The following is a 25,282-nucleotide window of genomic DNA, read 5'->3' as shown; positions in this document are numbered from 1 at the left end:
CCTTCAGGAACCGCCCGGGCCGGAACGACGTCTAGGCGATCGGCCCGCGCGCTTGCGACCATGGCCCGGACCGGTGGCCCGACGGACACGAGCACCGGCAGGTGTTCACCGCATGTTCGGCCGCGGGGCATCGGGCAGCGGTACGAACGGGACGTCACCGAGGTCGATCGAGCGATGGAGGTTCATATGGTGCCGGGATCCGGCAGGCGCTTCGGACGGCGGACACTGCTGCACGGCACGGCGGCCGGGTCCGCGGCGCTGGCGCTGCCCGCCCTGTCCTGTGCCGCACCGGCGCAGGCACGCAGCAACCGGCCGAGCGCCGAGTGGGGCGTACAGGTCGGGGATGTCACGACGTCCTCCGGGCTGGTCTGGGTACGGTCGGACCGACCGGCCCGGATGGTGGTCGAGACCGCCGCCACCGAGTCGTTCCGCGACGCCAGGACCTGGCACGGCCCGGTGATCGGAGCCGGCACGGACTTCACCGGCGTCACCTCGCTGCACGGGCTGCCGGACGGCGAGCAGATCCACTACCGGGTGCTGCTCGCCGACCCCGATGACCCGCGGCACACCGGCGAGCCGGTCACCGGCACCTTCCGGACCGCGCCCCGGCGCCGCCGCCAGGACGTCCGCTTCCACTGGTCGGGCGATCTGGCCGGGCAGGGCTGGGGGATCAATCCGGACCGCGGTGGCTACCGCATCTATGAGGAGATGCGGCGCCGCAACCCGGACTTCTTCCTGTGCAGCGGCGACAACATCTATGCGGACAGCCCGATCACCGCCGAGGTGACGCTGCCGGACGGCCGTATCTGGCGGAACGTCACGACCGAGGAGAAGGCGAAGGTCGCCGAGACGCTCGCGGAGTTCCGCGGCGCGTTCCGCTACAACCTGCTGGACGACAACCTGCGCCGGTTCAACGCCCAGGTGCCCACGATCGTGCAGTGGGACGACCACGAGGTCCACAACAACTGGTATCCGGGACAGCTGCTCGACGACGCCCGGTACACCGAGAAGGACGCGGATGTGCTCGCCGCGCGCTCACTGCGCGCGTTCGGCGAGTACTTCCCCGTCCGTACGCTGCGCGCGGACGGGGGCGGGCGGGTCTACCGCGTGGTGCGGCACGGCCCGCTGCTCGATGTGTTCGTGCTGGACATGCGGCGCTACCGCAACGGCAATTCGCCCGGACGGCAGACGGACGACCCGCAGGGCATCCTCGGCGCCGAACAGCTGCGCTGGCTCAAACGTGAGCTGTCCCGCTCGCAGGCGGTCTGGAAGGTGATCGCCTCCGATATGCCGCTGGGCCTCGTCGTCCCCGACGGCAAGACGAACTTCGAAGCGGTCGCCCAGGGCGATCCGGGTGCTCCGCTGGGCCGTGAGCTGCAGCTGGCGGAGCTGCTGCGGCACATCAAGCACCAGCGGGTGACCGGCACCGTGTGGCTCACGACGGACGTCCACTACACCTCGGCGCAGCACTACGCACCGGAGCGGGCGGCGTTCAAGGACTTCGCGCCGTTCTGGGAGTTCGTCTCGGGGCCGCTGAACGCCGGCGGCTTCCAGGCGCTCAAGCTGGACGGAACCTTCGGGCCCACTCAGGCGTTCATCAAGGCGCCGGACCGTGCCAACACCTCCCCCGCGGAGAGTCCGCAGTACTTCGGCGAGATCGACATCGACGGGGGCAGCGGGGAGCTGACGGTGCGGCTGCGGCAGGAAGGCGGCGAGGTGCTGTTCAGCAAGGTACTGCAACCTGGACAGGTGGGGCAGTAAAGGCCAATGCGTCGATTACGTCTTTTACCCGTCCGACACAATGTGTTGGCGATCAGGCAACACCGGTCGGCGAGGCTGTCTGCATGACTGAAGCATCCTCTGCCAACAGCTCCCGCCGCCACCACTGGCGCAGGGACGTCATCGAGCTGGCCGCCCTGATCACCGCCGTGGCGGTCGCGGACACCGTTGCCCACACCCTCGGCTTCTCGGGCCCGGCGCTGCTGTGCGCCGCGGCCGTCGCCCTGCTCGCCACCTCGGGCGTCATCTGGTGGTCACGCCGACACGAAAACGCCCCGCCGCCGACCGATACCGGCGCCACGGCGTCGTCCTCCGCCGCCGGGCCCGAGGCCCGCGGTCACGAGACGACGCTGTGGCGGATGCGGACCACGGTCCGGGACGAGCCGGGCAGCCTGGCCGCCCTGTGCACGGCACTGGCCGCGCAGCGGGTGGACATCCTCAGCCTGCAGACCCACCCCCTGTCCGACGGCACCGTCGACGAGTTCCTGCTGCGCGCGCCGACCGCGGTGCAGCCCGAAGAGCTGACCCGTGCGGTGTCCGGCGCCGGCGGCGCGCAGACCTGGCTGGAGCGGGCCGACGCCCACGATCTCGTCGACGCACCGACCAGGATGCTGGGGCTGGCGACACGCACCGCGCTGGACTCGGCCGAACTGCCCCTCGCCCTTCGGCAGTTGCTGGGCCGCTGCACCATCCACTCGGTGCCCGCCCGGTCGTTGAGCGGCCAGCCGCTCGCCGAGCGGGTGCCCGTCGAGGGCGTACTGGAGGAGCACCTCATGAAGTTCCGCGACCCCTCCGGGGGGTCTCTCACCATCGAAAGGCCGCAGTTGCCGTTCACGCCCACCGAGTTCGCCCGGGTGCGCGCGCTGACCGAGCTGGACAACCGGCTCGGTCAGCGGGTCCCACCGCGGCGGGATGTGCTGACGCTGCCCGAGGGCAACGAGATCACCATCCGCCGCGCCGGCCCGTCCGACCAGACCGCCGCCCGCGCGATGCACGACCGCTGCTCCTCCGGCACCCTCGCGCTGCGCTACCACGGCCCGGTCTCCGACGCGGACCGCTACCTCGGGCACCTGCTCAGCCCGCGGTTCGGCCGCACCCTGGCGGTGGAGACCGCATCCGGCCGCCTGGTCGCGCTCGGCCATCTGCTGTGGGACGGCGACGAGACCGAGGTCGCACTGCTGGTCGAAGACGCTTGGCAGCAGCGGGGCATCGGCGCGGAGCTGCTGCGCCGGCTGGTGGTGATGGCGGCCGAGGCGGGCTGCGACAGCGTGTACGCCATCACCCAGGCGTCCAACACGGGCATGGTGGCGGCGATGCGGGGCCTGGGGCTGCCGCTGGACTACCAGATCGAAGAGGGCACGCTCGTGATCACCGCTCGTCCGGCGCCCGTCCCGGCCCGCCGGGAGGCCCGGGAGATCATCCGGGTGCAGGACGGCTCCGGCCGTCGCTGAGCTGCTGCCGCCCGTCCCGCGCGGGCGTATTGACGCGCGCCGACCGCCGGGGTGCCGAGCGCACCCCGGCGGTCGGCGCGTACCGGGCGGCCACGCGCGGCCGGCACCGAGGTCCCCCGGATCGGGCCACCGTTTCGTAAAGTGACAGGAACGTCCGGCTGAATGATGGTGACGCGGCGGGGCATCCGTACGAGGATGGCCCGCATGTCCAACACCACTTCTTCCGGCGGCGGCCCGCTGCCCCGCCAGGTCGCCGATGCCTATGTCGACGCACTCGTCGACCTGGACCCGATCACCGGCACCTTCCTCGGCATCGCCGAGAGTTCCGGTCAGCTCCCCGACTTCTCGCCGACGGGCCAGGAAGCGGTGGCGCAGCTCGCCCGTACGACGCTGGAGCGGCTCGCCGAGGCCGAGGCCCGGCCCGGCGCCGACAGCGCCACCGAAAAGGTCTGCGCCCGGCTGCTGCGCGAGCGGCTGACCGCCGAACTCGCCGTGCACGAGGCGGGCGAGGGCCTGCGCACCGTCAGCAACCTCAGCTCGCCGCTGCACCACATCCGCGAGGTCTTCACGATCACCCCCGCCGAGACCGACGAGGACTGGGCGGCGATCGCCCGGCGGCTGCGCGCGGTACCCGCCGCGCTGGAGGGCTATCGCGCCTCGCTGGAGGCCGGTCTCAAGCGGGACCTCCCCGCGGGACCGCTGCAAGTCGTCACCGTCGTCGGGCAGTTGACCGAGTGGATCGGCACGGACCGCAGCTGGTTCGCCGACTTCACCGACGCGGGCCCGCAGGCACTGCGCGCCGAGCTCACCGAGGCGGCCGGGGTGGCCACCGGCGCCCTGGTCGAGCTGCGTGACTGGTTCCGCGACGACTACGCCCCCGCGGTCGCGGACGCACCGGATGTCGTCGGCAGGGAGCGCTACGCCCGCCTGGCACGCTACTTCAACGGCGCCGACCTCGACCTGGACGAGGCGTACGCCTACGGCTGGTCGGAATTCCACCGGCTGCTGGCCGAGATGGAGACCGAGGCCGAGAAGATCCTGCCGGGCGCCGAGACCCCGTGGGAGGCGCTGGCCTGGCTCGACGACAACGGCGAGGCCGTCGAGGGCGTCGAGGAGACCCGGCAGTGGCTCCAGTCGCTCATGGACGAGGCCATCGACGCCCTGGACGGCACGCACTTCGAGCTCGCCGAGCGGGTGCGGCGGGTGGAATCGCGGATCGCGCCGGTGGGCAGCGCCGCCGCCCCGTACTACACCCAGCCGTCGCTGGACTTCTCCCGTCCGGGCCGCACCTGGCTGCCGACGATGGGCGAGACCCGCTTCCCGGCCTACGACCTGGTTTCCACCTGGTACCACGAGGGCGTGCCGGGCCATCACCTCCAGCTGGCCCAGTGGGCGCATGTCGCCGCGGACCTCTCGCGCTACCAGACGACCGTGGGCATCGTCAGCGCCAACGCGGAGGGCTGGGCGCTTTACGCCGAGCGCCTCATGGACGAGCTGGGCTTCCTCAGCAACGCCGAGCGGCGGCTGGGGTATTTGGACGCGCAGATGATGCGGGCGGTCCGCGTCATCATCGACATCGGCATGCACCTGGAGCTGGAGATCCCGGCGGACTCGCCCTTCCACCCGGGTGAGCGCTGGACGCCCGAGCTGGCGCACGCGTTCCTGTCGAGCCACTGCAGCAGGCCCGCCGACTTCGTCCAGAGCGAGATCATCCGCTACCAGGGGATGGCCGGGCAGGCGATCGGCTACAAGCTCGGCGAGCGTGTCTGGCTCAAGGGCCGGGAGGCGGCCCGTGCCCGGCACGGCGCGGCCTTCGACCTCAAGGCATGGCACATGGCGGCCCTCTCGCAGGGCTCGCTCGGCCTGGACGACCTGCTGAGCGAGCTGTCGGCGCTCTGACGTCCGACGGGTGACCGGCCGAGGGCCGGCGGCAGGGCGGAGCGGTGGCCCGGCCGCCGGCCACCCACCGGCCGTCGGTCCCGCGCGTTCGGCGGGCCCGCCTCGTGTTGTGGCCGCCCGTAACCGTCCGTAGGGTCCGCTGACATGACAGTGGGCTCCGCGGCGGACAGGCCGCTCATTCTGCTCCCCGGCGATCCGCTGCGCGCGCGGCGTACCGACCCGCACTTCGCCGCGGAGGCGGCGGCGGCGCAGGCGGCCGGAACGGCGACCGCGGTGCTGGATCACGAGGCGCTGCTCGCCGGGGACGACGCAGGCGCGGTCGCACGGGTGCCGCGCGACGCCGGCCCGGTCTGGTATCGGGGCTGGATGCTGCCCGCGGAGCGCTACGCCGCGCTGGCCGCGGCCCTTTCGGCACGAGGCTGTCATCCGCTGACCTCTCCCGACGGATACCGCACCGCCCATGAACTCCCCGGCTGGTACGCGACGTTCAGCGCCTTCACGCCACTCAGCGCGTGGCTGCCCTGTCCACCCGGCAGCCCCCCAGGGGAAGCGGAACTGGCGCGGCTGGCCGAGCCGTTCGGCGGCCGGCCGCTCGTCGTCAAGGACTGGGTGAAGTCCCGCAAACACGAGTGGGCGGAGGCCGCCTACGTCCCCGACGCGGCCGACACCGCCCGGCTGGCGTCGGTCGTCGAGAAATTCGTGGCCCTCCAGGAGGACTCCTTGACCGGGGGTGTGGTGCTGCGCGCCTTCGAGTCGTTCGACGCCGCGGGCGAGGCCCGGGTGTGGTGGGTGGACGGCGAGCCGGTGCTGGTCGGCGCGCATCCCGATACTCCGCAGCTGCGCCCGGTGCCCGATCTGACCGGGGTGGCTGCCGCCGTGCGGGAGTTGGGCTGCCGATTCGTCACCACGGATGTGGTACGTCGCTCGGACGGTGTCTGGCGTGTGGTGGAGGTCGGCGACGGCCAGGTCAGCGGGCTGCCCGAAGGGGCCGACGCGGGGCCGCTGTTCGAGGCGCTGGTCGCCGTCGGAGCGGGCTTCCCGCTGACGCTCACGGCGGGCCGGCTCGCCCTGCGCGCCTTGCTGCCGACCGCGGCGGCACAGGTCGCGGACGGCGAGCCCGCGGGGTACGACTGGGTGGACGGCACACCACCCCGGTCCACCTCCGCAGGCGCCGAGATCGCCGTACGCGAAGCCATCGCGGCCGGCCTGAAGCGCCCCGGCTGGAGCGGCTACGTCCTCACCGACGCCGGGACCGGCACCGCTCTGGGCAGCATCGGCTTCCACGGCCCGCCCGACGCGGAGGGCCGGGTGGAGATCGGCTACGACCTCTCGCCCTCCGCACGCGGCGCCGGGTGGGCGACCGACGCGGTGCGACTGCTGACCGGATGGGCGGCGGACCGCCCGGAGGTGCGGACGATCTGCGCTCTGACGGAGCCGGAGAACGCGCCCTCGCAGCGCGTGCTGGCACGCGCCGGCTTCCGCTTCGTCGGCGAACGCGAGGGCTTGCGGGAGTACGGGATGCAGACGCGGGCCGGGGCTGAGGCGGGGGCCGCCGGTGGACGGGGCGAATGAACGGGAGAGACGGTCGCCGGTCGTCCCGTCGGCATGGGTTCCCGCTCTCACCGCTTCTCTCGCTCCCCCGGCCCCCTTCCCCGCTCCCCGCCGCGGGTCAGCAGCCGCAGTCCTCGGCGTCCACGGGCGCCGTCAAGGGGTCGGCCGGACGGCGTTGCGGCCCCAGCCGGGTGGTCACCTCGTAGCCCTCCCGGATCCAGTACTCGATGCCGCCGAGCATCTCCTTGACGCGGTAGCCCAGCCGGGCCAGAGCGAGAGCGGCGCGAGTGGCACCGTCGCAGCCGGGGCCCCAGCAGTAGACAACAACCGGGACCGCCGGATCGAGGATCTGCCGCGCGTCCTGCGCCATGCGGGCGGTCGGCAGATGGACGGCGCCGGGGACGTGCCCCTGGTCCCATGCTTCGGTGCTGCGGGAGTCGACGACCACCAGATCGCGGGCGCCTGCCGCGAGCGCGCGGTGGACATCGGCGACGTCGGTGTGGAAGGCGAGGCGCGCGGCGAAGTACGCGGCGGCGTCATCCGGCGTGGCGGGCGGGACGGCGAGAACGGGGTGCGGAAGCGACCCGGCGGAAGTGCCGACGGGGCCGCCGGTGGCTACTGCACGCTGCGGTGTCTGTGTGGTCATGGCCGAAAATCTATGGTGCGCCGCTCGGCCTGAGAAGTGATGATCACCGGTAGAACCCTTGATCTGCCGGTGATTTCACTGCTAGACAGCGGAGATGACCGGTTATTCCCCCGACGCCACCGACTGGCGCATCCTCGATGTCCTGCAGCGCAACGGCCGCGCGGGCTACGCCGAGCTGGCACGCGCCGTGAACATGTCCGCGAGCGCCGTCACGGAGCGGGTGCGGCGGCTGGAGGACGCCGGGGTGATCTCCGGTTACGCGGCGGTGATCGACCCGGAGCGGATCGGTCTGTCCGTCCTCGCGTTCGTGCGGCTGCGCTATCCGAACGGCAACTACAAGCCGTTCCACGATCTGCTGGAGACCACGCCGGAGATACTGGAGGCGCACCACGTCACGGGTGACGACTGCTTCGTCATCAAGGTCGCCGCCCGTTCCATGAAGCATCTGGAGGAGGTGTCGGGCCGCATCGGAGCGCTCGGCGCGGTGACCACCAGCGTCGTCTACTCCTCTCCACTCCCCCGCCGTCCGGTCGGCCACTGAGGACCGCCGTCCCTGCGGCGTCCTCAGTGCCGGATGTGGTGCCGCACGGTCGATCCCGACCGGTCCTTGACGACTTCCAGCTGCGCCGGGATGCGCGCCCTGAGATCCGCTACGTGGCTGACGATGCCGACGCTGCGGTCCCGTTCGCGCAAGGAGTCCAGGACGTCGAGCACCTCGTCGAGGGTCTGTTCGTCGAGGCTGCCGAAGCCCTCGTCGATGAAGAGGGTGTCCAGCCGGGTGCCGCCGGCCTCGTCGGTGACGACGTCGGCGAGTCCGAGCGCCAGCGCGAGCGAGGCGAAGAAGGTCTCGCCACCGGAGAGGCTGGAGGTGTCCCGCTCATGGCCGGTCCAGGCGTCGATGACGTGCAGGCCGAGACCGGAGCGCCGGGCGCCGCCCGCCCGCTCGTCGGAGTGCACGAGGGTGTAGCGGCCCGCCGACATCCGGTGCAGCCGCGCGCTGGCAGCTGACGCGACCTGTTCCAGCCGGGCGGCGAGGACGTAGGACTCCAGGCGCATCCGCCGCTCGTTCTCCGACGAGGTGCCCGAGGCGAGCGAGGCGAGACGGGCGATCCGGTCGTGGTCGGCGCGCAGCGGGGCCAGATCCCGGGCGTCGGAGGCGGCGCGGGCCGACAGCCGGTCGAGTTCCGTGCAGCGTTCGCGGGCCGCGGAGTGGGTCGCGAAGGCGGTCCGAAGCCGCTGCTCCGCGGCGTCCAGGGCGACACGTGCGGACTGCGGGTCCGCGGGCGGCAGAGCCGCTGCCGCCACGCCCGCCGGATCGGCCAGTTCCGCTGCCACCGTTGCCGCTTCGGCCTGCCACGCGTCCAGCCGCTGCTGCAGCGCACGCCACTCACCGTCCCGCAGCAGCGCCTCGGCGGCGGCCTGCGGGGTGTCGAATCCGGCGCGATGGGCGGCGTCCGTCAGCCCGGTGGTGGCTTCCTCGAACCGTTCGGCGCAGGAGCCCGCCGTGCGGGACGCCTCGGCCGCGGCGGCGAGCAGGGTGACCTGCCGTTCCAGTCGCCGTGCCCGGTCGGCGACGCTGGCGCTGCCACCTCGGGCGCGGTCCAACTCGGATGCCAGAGCGGCGTGTTCGCGCTCCAGCGCCTCGCGGTGCGAGGTGCGCGCGGCGACCCGGCGCTCGGCCTGCTGCTGCGCGGTGCGGCGCCGTTCGTACTCGCGCTCAGCACGGTCCAGCGTCTCACGGGCGGCGTGCAGATCCGCGGCGGCCGTGCGGTCGCGCGCATGGTCGGCCCGCAACTGCTCGACATGTGCGGCGAGTTCGCCGGTCGGCGTGTCGCCCGCCGTGGCCGCCACGCCGGCCAGTGCCTCCTTGACGGACTGCCGCTGCCGCTCCGCTTCCTGGCGCTCCTGCTCGGCGCTCCGGTAGGCGGCCAACGCGCCCTCCTCGGTCGCCCGGTCGACGTGACCGGCGTCCGCCTTGGCCGGGTCGGGGTGCTCGGTCGCACCGCACACCGCGCAGGGCTGCCCCTCCCGCAGGCCGTCCGCGAGTTCGGCGGCGATGCCGCGCAGCCGCCGGTCCTTGAGGTCGAGCCAGTGCTCCTGGGCCGCGGCGGCCCGCTCCCGGGTGGCGAGCAACTCCTCCTCGACCGCCCGCACTTCTGCGCCGATACGGTCCCGGCGCCGGGCGGCGTCCAGGCGCTCCGCGGCCGGGGCGATCAGCGCGCCGAGCTGTTCGGCCCGGGTCGCGGCGTCCTGTGCCGTCTCGATGCGCTGCTGGTGGGCCTTGCGGGCCGTCTCCCAGCCGGCCAGCCACTCCGCGGCGTCCAGCAGTGTCTGCTCATCGGCGCGTGCCTCACGGTCGAGCGCGGCGCGCTCCAGGGCGATGTCGGCGGCCCGGCTTTCGGCGCGGCGTGCCGCGGCAAGCGCTCCCAGCTCCTCCCGCACCTCGCGCTCGCGGGCGGCGAGCCGCTCGCCCGCGGCGTCGGCGAGGTCCGGCGGAAGCTGCGTCCGGTGCCGGCGCTCGTCGCGCTGCGCGGCGTCAAGCTCGCCGCGGGCGGCGTCGCGCAACGCGAGGGCGGGGGCGACCTCCGCGGAGGCGCGGGCACGTTCCAGCCTGCGGCGGGTCCGCTCCCGCTCCTCGGTACCGGCGTCGAGCCGGGCGGCGCGCCGGTGGGCGTCGGCATGCCGCTGTTGCAGACGGTCGCGCTCCCTGGCCTCCTCCAGCCACCGGGCGTCGCCCCGCTCGGCCTCTTCCGCGGCGGACACCGCGGCCCGCGCGATGTCCAGCCGCTCCCGTGCGCCCGCTCGGGCCACGGCGGCTCTGACCAGTACGGCCTCGGCGAATCCCGGCTCCGAGGGGCCGGGGGCGTCGGGGTGTCCCGCGGCCGGATCGGCTGCGGTGGCGCGGCTGCCGTTCACGGCGCGGCCGGCGGGCCCGCCCTGGCCGGGCACGGTCGCCCGTCCCCGTCCGGCGGTGGCACTGCGGCGTCCGCGGGGCGGTACGGGCTGCGCGGCGCTCGCGGGCGCGGGGACCGACGGATCGGCGAGGTCGGCGCACTCACCGGCCGCCTGCGCCATCCGGTGTGCCAGTGCGAGCAGTTGCTCGTCGCCCGCGGCGACCCGGTCGGCCGCGCTCTTGCGGCGTGCGTTCAGCTGTTCTTCGAGGGCGGCGAACCTGCGGGTGTCGAAGAGGCGTCCGAGCAGCCGTGCGCGAGCCTCGGCGTCGGCGCGCAGAAAGCGCGCGAAGTCGCCCTGCGGCAGCAGGACGACCTGGCAGAACTGCTCCTTGCTCATGCCGAGGAGCTGGCCGATCTCCTCGCCGATCTCCTGGTGGGAGCGGCTCAGCGCCTTCCAGTGACCGGCTCCGTCCGCACCGCCTCCGGGCTCGCCCCCGGCTTCCGCGGGCACGTACTCCCGCAGCCGGCTCTGCGCCTTCTCCCGCGTCGTGCCGCTGCCCCGCTTCTTGGGGCGTGGCTGCTCGGGGAGCCGGGTGATCTCCAACCGCCGGTCGCCGACGGTCAGTTCGAGGACGACCTCGGTCAGGGTCAGCGGATCGGCGAGATCGCTGCGCAGCGACTGCCCGCTCTGCCGGGCCCCGGGCACCGACCCGTAGAGCGCGAAGCAGACGGCGTCCAGGACGGAGGTCTTGCCCGCTCCGGTCGGCCCGTGCAGCAGGAAGAGCCCCTCGCGCGAGAGGCGGTCGAAGTCGATGGTCTGGGTGCGGCCGAAGGGCCCGAAGGCCGTCAGCGTCAGCCGGTGCAGCCTCATCGCGCCACCTCGCGCACGGTGTCGTCGACGCGTACGTCGTCGATGGCCGACCGCAGTTCGGCCCGCTCGCCCGCGTCCGCACCGCGCCCGGCCCGTACATGTTCCACGAAGTCCTCGGCGATCTCCTGGTCGCTGCGGCCGCGCAGCCGCTGGGCGTACGAGGCCAGCGAGCGGGCGGGCCCCTCGTCCGGGTCGAAGACCAGGCTGACGATGTGCGGGAAACGCTTGGCGAGTCGGGCCATGGGCTCGTGGGGGCGGGAGGAGTCGGTGAGGGTCGCCTCGACCCACGCCTCCTCGCCTGCGGCCAACGCCGGGTCGTCGAGGAGTTGTTCCAGCGTTCCGCGGAGCCGGGCCAGGGGGCGCGGTACGGGGCAGTCCACCCGCTCGGCGTGCACCTCACCCGCCGCGTCGAGGTCGACGAGCCACGACGACTTGCGGTGGCCGGCCTCGGAGAAGGAGTAGGCGAGCGGCGATCCGGAGTAGCGGACCCGCGGGGAGAGCGTCTGGGCGCCGTGCAGATGCCCGAGCGCCGCGTAGTCGACGCCGTCGAAGACCGCCGCCGGGACGGACGCCACCCCGCCCACGGTGATGTCGCGCTCGCTGTCGCTGACGGCGCCCCCGGTGACGAAGGCGTGCGCCAGGACCACCGAGCGGGTGCCCGTGGGCCGGTCCGCCAGGTCGGCGCGCACCCGGTCCATCGCCGCCCCCAGCACCTCGGCGTGATCGGCGCGCCGGGCGCCGAGTTCCTCGCGCACCATGGCCGGTTCGAGGTACGGCAGCCCGTAGAGCGCGACCGGACCGTGCTCGTCGTCGAGGAGCACGGGCGTGGCACACGCCGCCGGGTCCGTCCGCAGATGGATGCCGGCCTGCCGCATCAGCCCGGAGCCGACGCCCAGCCGGCGGGCGGAGTCGTGGTTGCCGGAAATCATGACAGTGGGGACGCCGAGGTCGGCGAGGCGGTGCAGGACGTCGTCGAAGAGTTCCACGGCGGCGAGCGGCGGCACGGCCCGGTCGTAGATGTCCCCGGCGACGAGCACCGCGTCGACCTGCCGGCCGCGGACCGTCTCGACGAGATGGTCGAGGAAGGTCCGCTGGGCGGTGAGCAGGCTCACGCGGTGGAACGACCGCCCGAGGTGCCAGTCCGAGGTGTGCAGGATCCTCACGTCAGAGCCCCCACCCGCACCGCTACCTCTCCAACTGCTGCATGACCGCACCGGCCGGTACCGGACTCCTTCGGCACCGGACACTCTAGTCGCGGCCTGCACTCCGCCCGGCCGTGCCCCCGGGCCGCGCGCCGTCGAGGGGCCAGGCCGTCAGCGACGCGCCCGGACCGCGGCCCGGGGCGTCCTGGGGGGGGTGGTGTCACCTGCGCAGAGGTGGAGCGTCCCGGTGGTCGTGACGCGGTGGCCGCGCAGGTGGTGGCCGACCCGGACCGTTCCCGGTTCCGCACTGGGTGGCGTGCTTCTCGGGCGGTTCGCCGGCGAAGTCGGGGGTCCACATCAGCCAGAGCGAGTAGCAGCCGCGGCCGGTGTTCGTCAGCTGTCCGTCGATCATCAGTTCGGCGAGCGAACCGGCGCGCTTCACCTGCCGGCAGGTGCCGGAGGCGGCGGCCGTGCCCTGCCGCGACGACCATTCCACGGGTGCCGTCGACACAGCGGCCGTGGCGTGCGTTCGCGGCTGCGGCGCCTGTGCGGACGGTGGCGGGACCCCGGCGCCGGCGGACGAGGAGGTGAGGACCAGCAGCGGCACGACCGAGGCGACCACGGCGGCTCCGGAGATGCGCGCGGGTAAGCGCATCGTGGTGTTCCCCTTCGTCGGTCGCGCCGGACCCTGGGGCCCCCGAACGCCCCCCGCGCGACGCTGGAAGCACCGAATCAGCCCGTCCAGATATGACGCGCCTCACGAAGGACTTCGCAGCGAGAGATGCTATCGGCCGATATCAGGCCCTTTGGGGAGGGGAGGTGCCGAGCACGTGACGAAGGGCATATCCCGTCCCCTCGCAAAGACCCGCCCGCACAACGCAGTTGACGGTCCGTCGGTGGAGACGGGGCTCCCGGCTCCCTCTCGGCTAACCGACGGCCGGCTCCTCCTCCGCGGGGTCCGGCCCCGGCCCGTGCAGGTACTCCTCGCTGATGCGCTTCGGCCCGAACGGCCACTCCTTCTCGTGGCGCGCCCAGAGCAGGAAGGCCACGACGCCCGCCGCCACCCACGCCAGCGACCACTCGACGGGGTGCCTGCCGGGCGAGTTGCGGTCCGCGTAGCCGTAGATCACCAGCCAGCCGATCAGGGCGACGATGCTCGGCAGCGGGTAAAGCCACATCCGGTACGGGCGGCGCAGGGCCGGCTGGCGGCGGCGCAGCACGCTCACCGCGGCGATCTGTGCCAGCGCCTGCACGATCACCATGACGGTGGTCAGCAGCTGGATGATCGTCGTCAGGTCGGTGTGGCGCCCGATCAGGAAGCCGACGGCCATGATGCCGCCCATCGTGAGCAGCCCCAGGACGGGAAAGCGGTGGCGTGGGTGGAGCGTGCCGTACGGGCGGAAGAAGACCCGGTCGCGCGCGGCGTCGTACGGCACGCGGGAGCCGCCGAGCAGTCCGGCGAGGACGGAGGCGACGGCGGTGAGGAGGATGAGCACGGTCACCGCGTCGGCGGCGCCCCTGCCCCATGCCTTCTCCAGCACGACGGACGCGACGGAGGAGGACGCCGCGTTGTCCGGGTCGAGCATGTCCTGCCAGGGGATGACGCCCAAGGTGCCGACCTGGAGCAGCAGGTAGATGGCCATGATGCCGAGGATGGAGAAGAGGATGGCGCGCGGGAGGGTGCGGCCGGGGCGCTTGATCTCGGCGCCCAGGTAGGCGGCGGTGTTGTAGCCGAGGTAGTCGTAGATGCCGATGGTCAGGCCGGCCGCGAAGCCGATCCAGAATTGATGCGAGGTCAGCTCGAAGGCGTGCGCGGGATAGGTGAAGGCGCGCTCCGGGCTGAAGTGGGTGAACGCCGCGACGATGACGAGGACGACGGAGGCGATCATCACCGTCCAGAGCACGACGGTGAGCCTGGCGATGTTCTCCACCCGCCGCCACAGCAGCACGAGGACCCCGGCGGTGACGACGAGACCGACGGCGTCGCCCTGCTCCTGGCTCATTCCCGGCCACAGATAGCCCAGGTACTGGACGAAGCCGATGACTCCGGTGGCCATGCCGAGCGGGATGAACAGCATCGCCGTCCAGACGAACAGAAACGGCATCAGCTTTCCGGTGCGGTACTGGAACGCCTGGCGCAGGTAGACGTAGCTGCCGCCGGCGCCCGGCAGCGACGCGCCCAGCTCGGCCCAGACCAGCCCGTCGGCCAGGGCGAGCACCGCGCCCGCGAGGAAGCCGATCACCGCCTGCGGCCCGCCGAACGCCGCAACCATCAGCGGGATGGTCACGAAGGGGCCGATGCCGCACATCTGGCTCATGTTGATCGCGGTGGCCTGGAAGAGGCCGATACGGCGGACGAAACCCGTGCGCTCGTCGAGGAGGTCAGGCATCGGTCGGCCCTTTCTCGTGCCCGCTCGCCCACCCGGCAGCGGCCCGGTTCCCGGCGCGCAACAGGCTGGCACGCTCCGCGGTCCGCCGGTACGTCCGCCGGCGAAAACGCCCGGCGGCTCCCCCGGAATGGCCGGGATGCGGCGCCCGCCCCGCCCTCCGGTCAGAGGTCCCCGTACGCCTCGCCGCCGAGCTCCAGCCGCGCCGCGCCGGCCGTGGTGTCGGCCAGCCAGGCGGTGAAGGACTCCAGGTCGGCTTCCGGGAGCCCGATCTCGATGCGTACCTCGGCTCCGTAGGAGACCTCACGCACCGCCCGGCCCGTCGTGCGCAGGTCGTTCTCGACCCGTCCGGCCCGCTGGTGGTCGACGGTGATCGTCGCCAGCCGGAACCGCTGCCGGGTCACGGTGCCCAGCGCGTCCAGCGCCTCGCCGACGACGCCTCCGTAGGCCCGGATGAGGCCGCCCGCGCCGAGCTTCACGCCCCCGAACCAGCGCGTGACGACGGCGACGACGTAGCGCATCTCGCGGCGCACCAGCATCTGCAGCATCGGTACCCCGGCGGTGCCCCCCGGCTCGCCGTCGTCGCTCGCCTTCTGGATGCCACCGTCGGCACCGAGGACGTACGCGAAGCAGTGGTGACGGGCGCCGGGGTGTTCCTTGCGGACGCGCGCGATGAAGTCCTGGGCCTCGGCCTCGGTGGCGACGGGTGCCAGCGCGCAGAGGAAGCGGGACTTGTTGATCTCGATCTCGTGGACACCCTCGCGCGCGAGAGTCCGGTACTGCTCCTGCATCGCACCAGCCTATGCGGCCCCGCCGGCGGGCGGGCACCGGGCGCCCGCGGGGGTCACGCCGCGCCCCGGTGTCCGCCGTACGGGCTCTCTCGCACGGCCAGGCGGCGTACGCGCGAGGCGCGCACGGTGCGTCGGGAAGACGTTCGGGGAACCCGTGGGCACTGTGACCCCCAGGGCGAGGGCCTCGTGTTTCCGGGGCCGGCTCGTACACGCAGGAACCGGAACGGCGGGTTGGCGGAGGCTTCATGGACAAGGACACACAGTCGGCGATGACGGCGGGCGATCCCGTGACGGGCACGGACATGCCCGAACCACCCCCGGAGGTCGTCGAGGCGGCACGCAATGCGCCCGATCACTGGCTGGCCATGGTCGATCTGACCTGGTCGGGCGAGGGGCCACCGCCCCTCTGGGCGCTCATCGGGCAGTGGCGGTCGGGACCGACCGGCGAGATCGAGGAGTGGCGGAACAACCCGGAGTACCGGCCGTCGCCGCAGATGCTGGACTGGCCGGACCCGGCCGACGCGGTCGACAGCGCGGTGCAGCTCGCCGCGACCGGCTACGGACCGGCCGAGGACGTCCCGGCGGCGCTGGCCCGCGCGGAGGTCTCCGTGCTGGTCACCGCGACCGGCACGCCGCTGGCCGCGGCATCCCCCGAGGGCACGCCGGTGATCCCCGTCTACACCTCCGCGGTGTACCTGGAATCGGTGGGCCGACTGCTCTACGACCGGCGGCCGGTGGCCGAACTGGCCGAGCAGCTGCCGCCGGGCCACTCCCTCTACATCAACCCCACCGGCCCGGTGAGCATGCTGCTGGACACCGAGCAGCTGCGCGCGGCGCTGGCGGCTGCCGGCAGCGGTACCGCGCAGGGCGCCGACGACGCTCCCGAGCCGGTCGCTGCCGGGTCGCTGCGTCCCGGTACGGCGGCCGCCGGGATCGAGCCGGTGGGCGCCGGGATGGCGATCGGCAAGCCGGCGCGTGCCGGCGAGGAGAGCACCGTGGGCGCCGGGATGGCCGGTAGTGGGGCGGCCGGCGCAGCGAGCTGACCAGCCGGCACACGGACCCGCCCCGCCCGTCTTCCCCTTCGGGCGGGGCGGCCGTGTGCCCGCCGGTGCCGCCCGGTGTGCGCCCGGGGCTCCGAACAGGCACGTCACCGCCCGCGTCGGGAATCTCCGGGCGGCAGCATCCGTTGTCCGCACAAGAACCTTTCCGATGTGCAGGAGGCAGTGCGTGTACGGCGACACCGACACGATCCGCAGGATTCTCACCGAGCTCGGTGACACCTGGGCGGTGGTGGGCCTGTCCCGCAACGAGCAGCGCGCGGCCTACGGCGTCGCGCAGGTGCTGCAGGGCTACGGCAAGCGGATCGTGCCCGTCCACCCGAAGGCCGAGACGGTGCACGGCGAGCGGGGATACGCCTCCTTGGAAGCGATCCCGTTCCCGGTGGATGTCGTTGATGTCTTCGTCAACAGCGACCTGGCGGGAGAGGTCGCGGACGAGGCCGTCGCGATCGGCGCCAAGGCCGTGTGGTTCCAGCTCGGGGTGATCGACGAGGGGGCGTCGGACCGGGTGCGCGAGGCCGGTCTTGAGATGGTGATGGACCGTTGTCCGGCCATCGAGATACCCCGTTTGGGCTGAGGGCCGCCTGCGTTAGCGTCCTTGCATGATCACGCCACGTGCCGCGCTCCCCGAGGACGCCGCCGAACTGGTCCGGCTGCGCCGCTTGATGTTCACTGCCATGAACGGGCGGGACGAGCCCGGCAGTTGGGAGCAGGACGCCGAGGCGATCGCCCGCCGGCAGCTGACCGGGCCGGACGCTCCGCTGGGCGGGTTCGTGGTGGACGGGGACGGCGGCGGCTCGACGCATCTCGCGGCCTGCGCGGTCGGGCGGGTCGAGGAACGCCTTCCCGCGCCCGGCCACCCGTCGGGGCGGTTCGCCTTCGTCTTCAACGTCTGCACGGATCCCCGGTACCGGGGGCTCGGGTATGCGCGTGCCACGACGGAGGCGCTGTTGGACTGGTTCGCCGAGCGGGGCGTCACCCGCGTCGACCTGCACGCCACGGACGGCGCCGAGTCGCTGTACCGCAGCCTGGGTTTCGCCGAGCACTCCACGGCGCTCTCCCTGAATCTGCGCTCCCGCACGCCCACCGAGTAGCGCCGGCGGCCGATGTCACGCTGAAGCCCCCGGTCGAACCGTGCGGCGGCCCGGCCGGCTCCGGAACGACGATGCCGCCCCGGCCCCCACTGGGCCACGCCTTCGGCACTCGCTAGCCGACTCCGAGCCCGTCCAGGACCGTGGCGCCCGGCAGTTCGGCCAGAGCCTTGCCCGGCACGATGAGCTTGCCGCGGCGGCTGCCGCTGCCGATCAGCGCGTACGGGATGTCGGCGACGGCGGCGTCCACCAGGATCGGCCAGGCGGCGGGCAGACCGATCGGGGTGATGCCGCCGTACTCCATCCCGCTGTCGCCGACCGCGGCGTCCATCGGCGCGAACGACGCCTTGCGGGCGTTCAGTTGGCGTCGCACCACACCGTTGACGTCGACGCGGGTGTGCGAGAGGACCAGACAGCCGGCCAAGGTGACCTCGCCACCCCTCTTGCCGGCGACCACCACACAGTTCGCGGACTGCTCCAGCAGCCAGGCGCCGTGATGCCGGACGAGGGTCTCGGTGTCCGCGATGGCCGGATCGGTGTCGACGAACCGGAGTTCCTCGACGGGCACCGAACCGCTCCAGGAGCGCAGCGCGGCGGCAACGGGCTCGGTCAGCAGATCCAGGCACTCGGTGGCGGGCCGGACATCGTCGAAGGCATCCATCGGCACGGGCATATCAGCCAAGCTAGCAGCCGCGCCGGGCCGCCGGGACGGCGTCTCACCGCGCGCACGGAGCCCCCACACTCCTGCGGGGATCACCCTCCCGGCGCCGCGACTCCCGCGCCCCTCCCCGCACCCCCGCGCCCTACCGCCTCGGCGGCTCAGCGGGCGAGCGGGATGGTCACCGACATGGTCATCTCCACCGGCTCCGTGCCGTCGTTGCGATAGCCGTGCGGCACCTTGGCCTCGAAGGTCGCCGACGCCCCCTCGGTGACCGTGTGCTCCACGCCGTCCACCACCAGCGTCAGGGTTCCGGCGCGTACGTGGAGCAGCTCGAAGGTGCCGGGAGGGTGCGGGTCGGAGCTGCTGGCGTCACCGGGCATCAGCCGCCAGTCCCAGAGTTCGAAGGGGCCGGGGGCCTCGGCGCCGACCAGCAGCGAGGTGTGGCTGCCGGCGTCGGTGGACCACATCCGGACGGCGTTCTCCGGTGCCACGATCCGTACCTGCGGCCCCTGCTCGTAGTCCAGCAGCGTGGTGATGCTCACCCCGAGGGCATCGGCGATCTTGACGGTGGTCCCCACGCTCGGGTTCGTCCTGGCCTGCTCGATCTGGATGATCATGCCGCGACTGACGCCCGCCCGAGCCGCCAACGCGTCGAGGGTGTAGCCGCGTTCGGTGCGCCAGCGTTTGAGGTTGCGGGCGAGTGACTGCGTGAGCTGATCGAGGTCGGTCACGGTCCATCCCGGTCGGAGGTCAATATATTGAATTCCGTAGTCATCTTTCCTGTACTACGGTGAGCTGCACTTCATCGTTCAGCACACTGTACTGCGAGGTTCACCATGACAGCGGCTTTCGCCCTGGCCACCAGCCTGCTCTGGGGGCTCGCCGACTTCGGCGGCGGCCTGCTCACCCGACGGCTGCACGCGCTGACCGTCGTGGTCGTCTCGCAGACCCTGGCCGCGCTGGTGCTTGGCGTCATCGTGCTGGCGACCGGCGGCTGGCGGGAGGCCGGCCCGCAGCTGTGGTTCGCGGTCGCCGCCGGCGTCGTGGGCCCCGCCGCGATGCTCTGCTTCTACCGGGCGCTGGCGCTCGGCCCGATGGGAGTGGTCTCCCCGCTCGGGTCGATCGGCACCGTTCTGGTGCCGCTCGGCGTCGGCTTCGTGGCGGGTGAGCGGCCGGGGCTCCTGCAGGCCGCGGGCATGGTCGTCGCCGTGATCGGTGTCCTGCTGGCCGGCGGACCGCGGGTCGGCGGCGCGTCGGTGGCGCGCCGGACGATCGCGCTCACCCTGATCTCGGCACTCGGCTTCGGCGCGGTGATGGCGCTGATCGCGGAGGCGTCCACGACCGTCACCGGCCTCTTCCTCGCCCTGTTCGTCCAGCGGCTGTGCAACGTCGCCGTCGGCGGCGCCGCCCTCTGGGCCTCGGTCCGGCGTGGCACGCAGGCGCTGCCCGAGGGAGGCATCGGGGAGCTGCGCGACGCACTGCCCGCGTTGGGCTTCATCGGCATCGCCGACGTCGCCGCCAACGGCACCTACGCCCTCGCAGCCCAGAACGGCCCGGTCACCATGGCCGCGGTACTCGCCTCCCTGTACCCCGTCGTGACCGCGCTCGCCGCACTCGGCGTTCTCAAGGAGCGGATGCGGGCGATCCAGACGGCAGGCGCCTCACTGGCCCTGGTCGGCACGGTCCTGCTCGCCTCGGGCGGGTGAGTGGCAACAGCGGATCCAAGCCTCACCGCCCTTGCCGACGATCCCCTCACCACCGCCGCCATGGCCCTGCCCACCCTGCTCACCGCCCTCGGCGGCCGCCCCACCCACCGCGACGCGAGCCTGTGACACGACCCGTCAGGTCGTAGGCACGTAACGCCCGATGCCTACGGCACGTCCGCCGACGGCCGGACCTGACCCGCCTCGTCCACCGGCGGCGGGGCGGACGCGGGCTCCCCCGTCTCCCCCATCTCCCCCGCCGGCGGGACCGCATCCGTCTCACCGGCCTCGGCCTGCCACTCCGCCACGGCGACAAGCTGTTCCGAGGTGACGCCGTCGGGGATCGGCCGGGGCGTCGGCGTACGCAGGGGTGGCTGCCAGCCCTCCTGCGGGTCCCACCTGCGGACGACCCTCGCGGGGGCGCCCGCGACCACCGCATGGTCGGGGACCTCACCGCGGACGACGGCACCGGCCGCGACCACGACGTTCCGGCCCAGGCGTGCGCCCGGCAGGATCACCGCCCCGGTGCCGATCCAGCTGCCGGAGCCGATGCTGACGGGGGCACTGCGCGGCCACTGCTTACCGATCGGCACTTCGGGATCGTCGTAGCTGTGGTTGGTGGTGGTGAGGTAGACACCGGGACCGAAGAAGCAGTCGTTGCCGATCGTCAGCCGGACATCCGCGATCACATGGCTGCCGCGGCCCAGGACAACGCCGTTGCCCAGGGTGAGGATCGGGTCCGGTCCCAGGTCGAGGTCCGGCATCATGCCCGCTGTCAGGGTCACGTCCTGGGCGATGATGCAGTGCTCGCCGATCTCGATCCACGGATCACCGAAGACCGTGCCCTGCGGGAACGCCAGCCGGGCGCCGGAGCCGATACGGCGGAAGCGGTACGGCCCGGGCCGCTCGGACGTGACGGCTCCGGCCTGCCTCACCCAGCGCGCGACACGGTGGACGGCGCGCGACACGGCCCGGCGCCGCCAGGCCGCGAGGGACGAGAACAGGTTCTGCTTTATCGGCACGGGGACACCGTACTCAGCGCGCCGGACCACCCACCGCGCGCTGCGCTGTGATCTTCCCCCCACCGGCCCCTGCTGCCGCCGAACGCCGGTCCCGTCCTCTACGGTGCTCAAGGCGCGGCGTAGCACTGGCAAGGAGGCCGGAATGACAGGACGGGCACTGATCTCAGCGGTGGGCGGCAAGGAACCGGATCTCGATCCGGGGGCCTTCACCGCGCCGACGTCCGTCGTGCTCGGCGACGTCACCATGGCCGCGGGCGCGAGCGTCTGGTACCACACGGTGCTGCGCGCCGACTGCGGCCCGATCGTCCTCGGCACCGACAGCAACATCCAGGACAACTGCACCGTGCATGTCGACCCGGGCTTCCCGGTGACGGTGGGCGAGCGGGTCTCGGTCGGGCACAACGCCGTCCTGCACGGCTGCACCGTCGAGGACGACGTGCTGATCGGCATGGGCGCCACGGTCCTGAACGGCGCCCACATCGGCGCGGGCTCCCTGGTCGCCGCACAGGCGCTGGTCCCGCAGGGGATGCAGGTCCCGCCCGGCTCGCTCGTGGCGGGGGTGCCGGCGAAGGTCAAGCGGGAGCTGACCGACGAGGAGCGCGAGGTCATCAAGCTGAACGCCACGATGTACGTGGAGCTGGCGGCACAGCACCGGGACGCGGTGACGGGCGGGGAGAGCTGAGCCGGCAGCGTTGCCGCCGGCCCGTCACCTGACGCTTCGGTACGAACACCGGGCCGGGTGCGGGGCCGGGTGCGCGCGCCCGGCCCCGGTCACTCAGACGCGCCGGTCGGACGCCGCGGCGGCCAGCACCGACGTCATGAGTTCCGCATCGAACAGGGTGGCGTCCGCCAGGCGGTTGGCGCCCGCATACGCGTTCATCATCACCTTGGCGGTCCGCAGGGCGACGGGGGACCTGCGGAGCAGCGGCTTCGTCCACTGCCTGATGGCGTCGTCCAACTCCTCCTCGGCGACGACCTTGTGAAGGATGGACAGCTCCGCCGCCTTCGCCGCGTCGAAACTCGCGCCGGTCAGGATCAACTCACGAATCCGGGCGGCTCCGGTCTCGTTCAGCAGCCGCGGCAGCGCGCCGCCCCAGGCGGGCGGCATTCCGAGGGCGAGTTCGGGCATGCGGAAACGGCAGTTGTCCGCCCCCGCTCGCAGGTCACAGAACAACGCGAGCGCCATCCCCGCCCCGATCACCCCGCCTTGGAGGCGGGCGACCGTCACCGCATTCGCTGTGGCCAGGGCATCGCAGACCCGACGCGCCTTGTTGGCGAGTACGCGAAGCTCGGCGCCACCGGGATCGGCGGCGAGGAGCTCACCGAACTCCCTGCGGTCGCCGCCCAGACAGAAGTCCTGACCCGCACCGGAGAGAATCAGCACGCGGACGCCGGTCTCGTCCTGCAGGGTGCCCAGCACGGCCAGGAGCTCATCGAGTACGAGGCCGGAAACGGCATTACCGGTCTCCGGACTGCTCAACTCGACCTTCAGCACCGGGCCCTCGGGTATGACGCGAAGTGCCTTGAAGTCTTCCACCACGGTGTTCCCTGCTTCTCTTTTCTCGTTACTGGTTCTCCCCCGAAAGTGACACGTCAGGACGTGGCTACCCGCAGTTCCATGATGCGGCGGAAGCCCACCCGCGGCGCCCAGACCGGAGCCGCGCTGACGCGCAGCCCGGGGAGACCGGGAAGGCGTCTGAGCAGACCGCTCAGCAGAGTGGTCGCCTCCAGACGCGCGAGCGGTGCGCCCAGGCAGTAGTGAATTCCGCCGCTGAAGCTGAGGTGGGCGGCCTTGCGGTGGATGTCGAAGGTCCCGGGGTCGATGTGGTGCGCCGGGTCGTGATTGGCGGCACCGACCATGAGGTGCACCATGCTCCCCTTCTCGATGTGCACTCCGGCGAACATGGCGTCCTCGGTGGCCACCCGGCTGATCACATGGTTCGGGGAGTCGAAGCGCAGCACTTCCTCGACCGCGTCCGGTACATGCTCTGGATGCGCGCGCAGCCACGCCAGCTGGCGCGGGTGCTCCAGAAGCAGCCAGACCATGGTGGACAGCAGGGTCGCGGTGGTCTCCGGCGCGGCCAGGAAGACGAGGAGCGCGAGGAGGTAGACGGCTTCGTCGGCGGCTTCGCGGTCGGACTCGAGGTCGTCCCACGTACGGAGCCATGCCGAGATGGGGTCGTCCCCCGGTGCCCGGCGGCGGTCCCGCACCAGTGCGGTGAAGTAGTTTCGCAGCTGGTCGGTCGCGACATCCGATCGGGCGAGCTGGCTCGCCGAGGGAAGCAATTCCTGGGTGAATACCTGCTCATGAGCCAATTCCCGCAGCATGGGGTAATCGGCGGGCGGAAGTTGCAGCCATTCACCGATCGAACTCATCGGCAACTCTTCGCTGACCACGGAACTGAAATCGGCATCGCCGAGCCGCAAAGCACTGGTGAATCGATCGAGAAGGCTTTCCACCCGGCCCTCGATCGCTCCTTTGATATCTGCCACGGATTTACGGTCGAACATATTCCCCAACGACCGCCGCACCCGGGTGTGATGCGGAGGGTTGAGCGCGGGCAGAGTTCTGCTCATTTCACGCGACGAACGCGCACTCCAACGCGTCCCCACGCCTTGGCCGGCCCGCCAGTCACTGTCGGGTACCTGCCATGCTCGATCTCTTAACACCTGGTCACAGAGGCCGAACGAGGTAATCAGGTACCCGCCCCACGGAGCCGGAACAACATCCCCCATGGACCTCAGCTCCGCGTACAACGGCAGTGGGTTCGCCTGGCCGCTCGCCGTACGCAAGCGGGAGAAGAGCGAAATCACGGAACGCCGATCGGTGGGCGGGGAGGCCAGGGCGGGCTCCACAGCGACTCCTTCTTCAGAAGATCATATTAATCGCGACACCCCTGCCTACCCTTGTGGCTGAACACCCATACAGCGCACGGAGACCCGGAGTTGTCGTGAACATCACACCTTCCACCAGGTCAGGAATCCACTCCACCAGCTACTCTTCCGCGACTTTCCGTGACCCTCCTCGACCGGTGCATTTCCGGCGGTTCGCTCAGCCGTCGAATAAGGAGCGGATGCCCGCCTCTCGGTGCGTATCGGGGTGAAGCGGGCGGGAAGTGCATTGAGCGCCCGGTGGAATGGGCCCGGCCGCCAGGTAAGGCTCTCGTCAGGTACACCCACCTCGATGTCCGGCAGGGTGTTGAGCAGCTTCTCGATGGCCTGGACGGAGATCAGCAGAGCCGGATCCTTCGCAGGGCAGGCGTGCGGACCGGCTCCCCACGCGAGGTGCGCCCGCTTGCTGAGCGTCTGCCGGCCCACCGACAGGTTCGGATCGGTGTTGGCCGCGGCGAAGCTGATGAGCAGCGGATCACCGGCACCCAGCTTGTTACCGGAGAGCTCCACGTCGTGCACGGGGTAGTGCACGGCGTAGTTGGCGATCGGCGGGCTGTTCCACAGCACGTCATTGATGGCGTCGTCGACCAGAAGGCCGGCTGAGTGCTGACCGCCGGCGTACTTCTCGTCGGACAGCAGCAGCCGCAGAGCGCTGGAGATGATGTTCTGCATCGGCTCCGCGCCGGCTCCGATGAGCAGCACGAGCTGGTGGATCATCTCCTCGTCGGTCAGCTGCGACGGATGCGCCATCAACCACGAGGTGACATCCTCGCCGGGCTGGGCGCGCTTGAGGGCGACCAGCTCGAAGAGCGACTCCGTCAGGACCTCGTTCGCCTTCTCCGCGTCGACGCCGTCGAAGATGCCGGAGAAACCGTAGACCAGCCGGTCCCCGATCTCGGCCGGGCAGCCGAAGAGGTCGTTGAAGACCAGCAGGGGCAGCCACTGGGCGTAGTCGGTGACCAGATCGGCCTTGCCCCGGTTGCTGAACTGCTCGATGAGATACGCCGCCACCCGGTCGACGTGCCGGCTCATCCGGTGCATGTCCACCCGGGCAAGGCTGTCCGTGACCGCCTGACGCAGCCTCAAGTGGACGGCTCCGTCGGAGAACATGGTGTTCGGCCGGTACATCAGCATGGGCAGCACCGGGCTGTCCAGGGGGACCTCCCCGTCCTTGAGCGCACGCCACCGGCGCGGGTCCCGCGCGAAGGTGTCCGGATTCTGCAGGACGTGGAGGGCCGCGGCGTAGTCCGTGACCAGTGCGGCCTCCACGCCGGGGGCCAGCTCGACCGGGGCGGCGGGGCCGAACTGCCGCAGGTGTTCGTAGAACGCCTCGGGAGCGGCCGCGAATTCGGGCCCGTGCAGCGGCACACTCGTAGCGCTGTTGTGGGCGGGGCAACCGGGCGGTGGAGCCTGGTATTCCGGGTGAGATTGCATGCCTGAACTC

Annotated in this window: 23 protein-coding genes; 11 read left to right on the top strand and 12 right to left on the bottom strand. The window is 72.1% G+C overall.

Going from position 1 to position 25,282, the window contains the following annotated elements; translation table 11 throughout:
• The first annotated feature begins 186 nt into the window (after positions 1-186).
• From ACH4FH_RS19170 to ACH4FH_RS19155, 4 genes are all read left to right on the top strand, one after another.
• The gene (locus tag ACH4FH_RS19170) at positions 187-1,761 is read left to right on the top strand and encodes an alkaline phosphatase D family protein (protein ID WP_398557035.1); all 1,575 of its coding nucleotides are present in this window, start codon (positions 187-189) and stop codon (positions 1,759-1,761) included.
• Positions 1,762-1,844: 83 nt separating this feature from the next.
• Positions 1,845-3,230, top strand: coding sequence for a GNAT family N-acetyltransferase (locus tag ACH4FH_RS19165; protein ID WP_398557034.1), 1,386 nt, complete (start codon positions 1,845-1,847; stop codon positions 3,228-3,230).
• A 204-nt stretch (positions 3,231-3,434) separates the two neighbouring features.
• The gene (locus ACH4FH_RS19160; protein ID WP_398557033.1) at positions 3,435-5,129 is read left to right on the top strand and encodes a DUF885 domain-containing protein; all 1,695 of its coding nucleotides are present in this window, start codon (positions 3,435-3,437) and stop codon (positions 5,127-5,129) included.
• 144 nt (positions 5,130-5,273) lie between these two features.
• Entirely contained in the window at positions 5,274-6,701 is a 1,428-nt protein-coding gene (locus tag ACH4FH_RS19155) for a GNAT family N-acetyltransferase (protein WP_398557032.1), read from the top strand.
• Positions 6,702-6,798: 97 nt separating this feature from the next.
• Here ACH4FH_RS19155 and ACH4FH_RS19150 read toward each other — a convergent pair whose 3' ends face one another.
• Positions 6,799-7,326 (bottom strand): rhodanese-like domain-containing protein, encoded by a 528-nt coding sequence (locus ACH4FH_RS19150; RefSeq protein ID WP_398557031.1) that lies wholly within the window; start codon positions 7,324-7,326, stop codon positions 6,799-6,801.
• A 94-nt stretch (positions 7,327-7,420) separates the two neighbouring features.
• Here ACH4FH_RS19150 and ACH4FH_RS19145 point away from each other — a divergent pair, with 94 nt between their 5' ends.
• Positions 7,421-7,867 carry an Lrp/AsnC family transcriptional regulator gene (locus tag ACH4FH_RS19145; protein ID WP_398557030.1) on the top strand — a complete coding sequence of 149 codons (447 nt, stop codon included), beginning with the start codon at positions 7,421-7,423 and terminating at the stop codon, positions 7,865-7,867.
• A 23-nt stretch (positions 7,868-7,890) separates the two neighbouring features.
• Here ACH4FH_RS19145 and ACH4FH_RS19140 read toward each other — a convergent pair whose 3' ends face one another.
• From ACH4FH_RS19140 to ACH4FH_RS19120, 5 genes are all read right to left on the bottom strand, one after another.
• Complete coding sequence (locus tag ACH4FH_RS19140) at positions 7,891-11,091, bottom strand: AAA family ATPase (protein ID WP_398557029.1); 3,201 nt, start codon at positions 11,089-11,091, stop codon at positions 7,891-7,893.
• The gene (locus tag ACH4FH_RS19135) at positions 11,088-12,254 is read right to left on the bottom strand and encodes an exonuclease SbcCD subunit D (protein WP_398557028.1); all 1,167 of its coding nucleotides are present in this window, start codon (positions 12,252-12,254) and stop codon (positions 11,088-11,090) included. Before ACH4FH_RS19135 ends, ACH4FH_RS19140 begins: the two co-directional genes overlap by 4 nt.
• Before the next feature lie 199 nt (positions 12,255-12,453).
• Positions 12,454-12,888: a hypothetical protein gene (locus ACH4FH_RS19130; RefSeq protein ID WP_398557027.1), complete on the bottom strand. Its 435-nt coding sequence runs from the start codon at positions 12,886-12,888 to the stop codon at positions 12,454-12,456.
• 271 nt (positions 12,889-13,159) lie between these two features.
• The gene (locus ACH4FH_RS19125; RefSeq protein ID WP_398557026.1) at positions 13,160-14,623 is read right to left on the bottom strand and encodes an APC family permease; all 1,464 of its coding nucleotides are present in this window, start codon (positions 14,621-14,623) and stop codon (positions 13,160-13,162) included.
• A gap of 161 nt (positions 14,624-14,784) precedes the next feature.
• Positions 14,785-15,411, bottom strand: coding sequence for a YigZ family protein (locus ACH4FH_RS19120; RefSeq protein ID WP_398557025.1), 627 nt, complete (start codon positions 15,409-15,411; stop codon positions 14,785-14,787).
• Positions 15,412-15,656: 245 nt separating this feature from the next.
• Between ACH4FH_RS19120 and ACH4FH_RS19115 the strand changes: the two genes are divergently transcribed.
• The 3 genes from ACH4FH_RS19115 to ACH4FH_RS19105 all read left to right on the top strand — a co-directional run bounded on the left by ACH4FH_RS19115 (position 15,657) and on the right by ACH4FH_RS19105 (position 17,563).
• Positions 15,657-16,454, top strand: a complete 798-nt coding sequence (locus ACH4FH_RS19115) for a type VII secretion system-associated protein (RefSeq protein WP_398557024.1) — start codon at positions 15,657-15,659, stop codon at positions 16,452-16,454.
• 184 nt (positions 16,455-16,638) lie between these two features.
• Complete coding sequence (locus ACH4FH_RS19110; RefSeq protein WP_398557023.1) at positions 16,639-17,046, top strand: CoA-binding protein; 408 nt, start codon at positions 16,639-16,641, stop codon at positions 17,044-17,046.
• Positions 17,047-17,071: 25 nt separating this feature from the next.
• Positions 17,072-17,563, top strand: a complete 492-nt coding sequence (locus tag ACH4FH_RS19105) for a GNAT family N-acetyltransferase (RefSeq protein ID WP_398557022.1) — start codon at positions 17,072-17,074, stop codon at positions 17,561-17,563.
• Positions 17,564-17,675: 112 nt separating this feature from the next.
• Here ACH4FH_RS19105 and ACH4FH_RS19100 read toward each other — a convergent pair whose 3' ends face one another.
• Both ACH4FH_RS19100 and ACH4FH_RS19095 read right to left on the bottom strand, forming a co-directional pair.
• Positions 17,676-18,233 carry a YbaK/EbsC family protein gene (locus ACH4FH_RS19100; protein WP_398557021.1) on the bottom strand — a complete coding sequence of 186 codons (558 nt, stop codon included), beginning with the start codon at positions 18,231-18,233 and terminating at the stop codon, positions 17,676-17,678.
• A 146-nt stretch (positions 18,234-18,379) separates the two neighbouring features.
• Positions 18,380-18,952 carry a helix-turn-helix domain-containing protein gene (locus tag ACH4FH_RS19095; protein WP_398557020.1) on the bottom strand — a complete coding sequence of 191 codons (573 nt, stop codon included), beginning with the start codon at positions 18,950-18,952 and terminating at the stop codon, positions 18,380-18,382.
• A 105-nt stretch (positions 18,953-19,057) separates the two neighbouring features.
• Between ACH4FH_RS19095 and ACH4FH_RS19090 the strand changes: the two genes are divergently transcribed.
• On the top strand, positions 19,058-19,927 hold the full coding sequence (locus tag ACH4FH_RS19090; RefSeq protein ID WP_398557019.1) for an EamA family transporter: 870 nt from the start codon (positions 19,058-19,060) through the stop codon (positions 19,925-19,927).
• Positions 19,928-20,053 carry a hypothetical protein gene (locus tag ACH4FH_RS19085; RefSeq protein ID WP_398557018.1) on the top strand — a complete coding sequence of 42 codons (126 nt, stop codon included), beginning with the start codon at positions 19,928-19,930 and terminating at the stop codon, positions 20,051-20,053.
• A gap of 38 nt (positions 20,054-20,091) precedes the next feature.
• On the opposite strand, the gene ACH4FH_RS19080 is transcribed toward ACH4FH_RS19085, so the two are convergent.
• Positions 20,092-20,946 carry an acyltransferase gene (locus tag ACH4FH_RS19080; RefSeq protein WP_398557017.1) on the bottom strand — a complete coding sequence of 285 codons (855 nt, stop codon included), beginning with the start codon at positions 20,944-20,946 and terminating at the stop codon, positions 20,092-20,094.
• 142 nt (positions 20,947-21,088) lie between these two features.
• Here ACH4FH_RS19080 and ACH4FH_RS19075 point away from each other — a divergent pair, with 142 nt between their 5' ends.
• Complete coding sequence (locus tag ACH4FH_RS19075) at positions 21,089-21,628, top strand: gamma carbonic anhydrase family protein (RefSeq protein WP_398557016.1); 540 nt, start codon at positions 21,089-21,091, stop codon at positions 21,626-21,628.
• Between the two features lie 93 nt (positions 21,629-21,721).
• Here ACH4FH_RS19075 and ACH4FH_RS19070 read toward each other — a convergent pair whose 3' ends face one another.
• From ACH4FH_RS19070 to ACH4FH_RS19060, 3 genes are all read right to left on the bottom strand, one after another.
• Entirely contained in the window at positions 21,722-22,486 is a 765-nt protein-coding gene (locus tag ACH4FH_RS19070; RefSeq protein WP_398557015.1) for an enoyl-CoA hydratase/isomerase family protein, read from the bottom strand.
• A gap of 53 nt (positions 22,487-22,539) precedes the next feature.
• Positions 22,540-23,439, bottom strand: coding sequence for a cytochrome P450 (locus ACH4FH_RS19065; RefSeq protein WP_398557014.1), 900 nt, complete (start codon positions 23,437-23,439; stop codon positions 22,540-22,542).
• A 465-nt stretch (positions 23,440-23,904) separates the two neighbouring features.
• Positions 23,905-25,272, bottom strand: coding sequence for a cytochrome P450 (locus tag ACH4FH_RS19060; protein ID WP_398557013.1), 1,368 nt, complete (start codon positions 25,270-25,272; stop codon positions 23,905-23,907).
• Positions 25,273-25,282: the final 10 nt, after the last annotated feature.

The organism is Streptomyces sp. NPDC017993 (assembly GCF_044328065.1).
Lineage (GTDB): Bacteria > Actinomycetota > Actinomycetes > Streptomycetales > Streptomycetaceae > Streptomyces.
The sequence above is the reverse complement of the archived record's forward strand: the minus strand, read 5'-3'. Positions and strand labels throughout refer to the sequence as shown.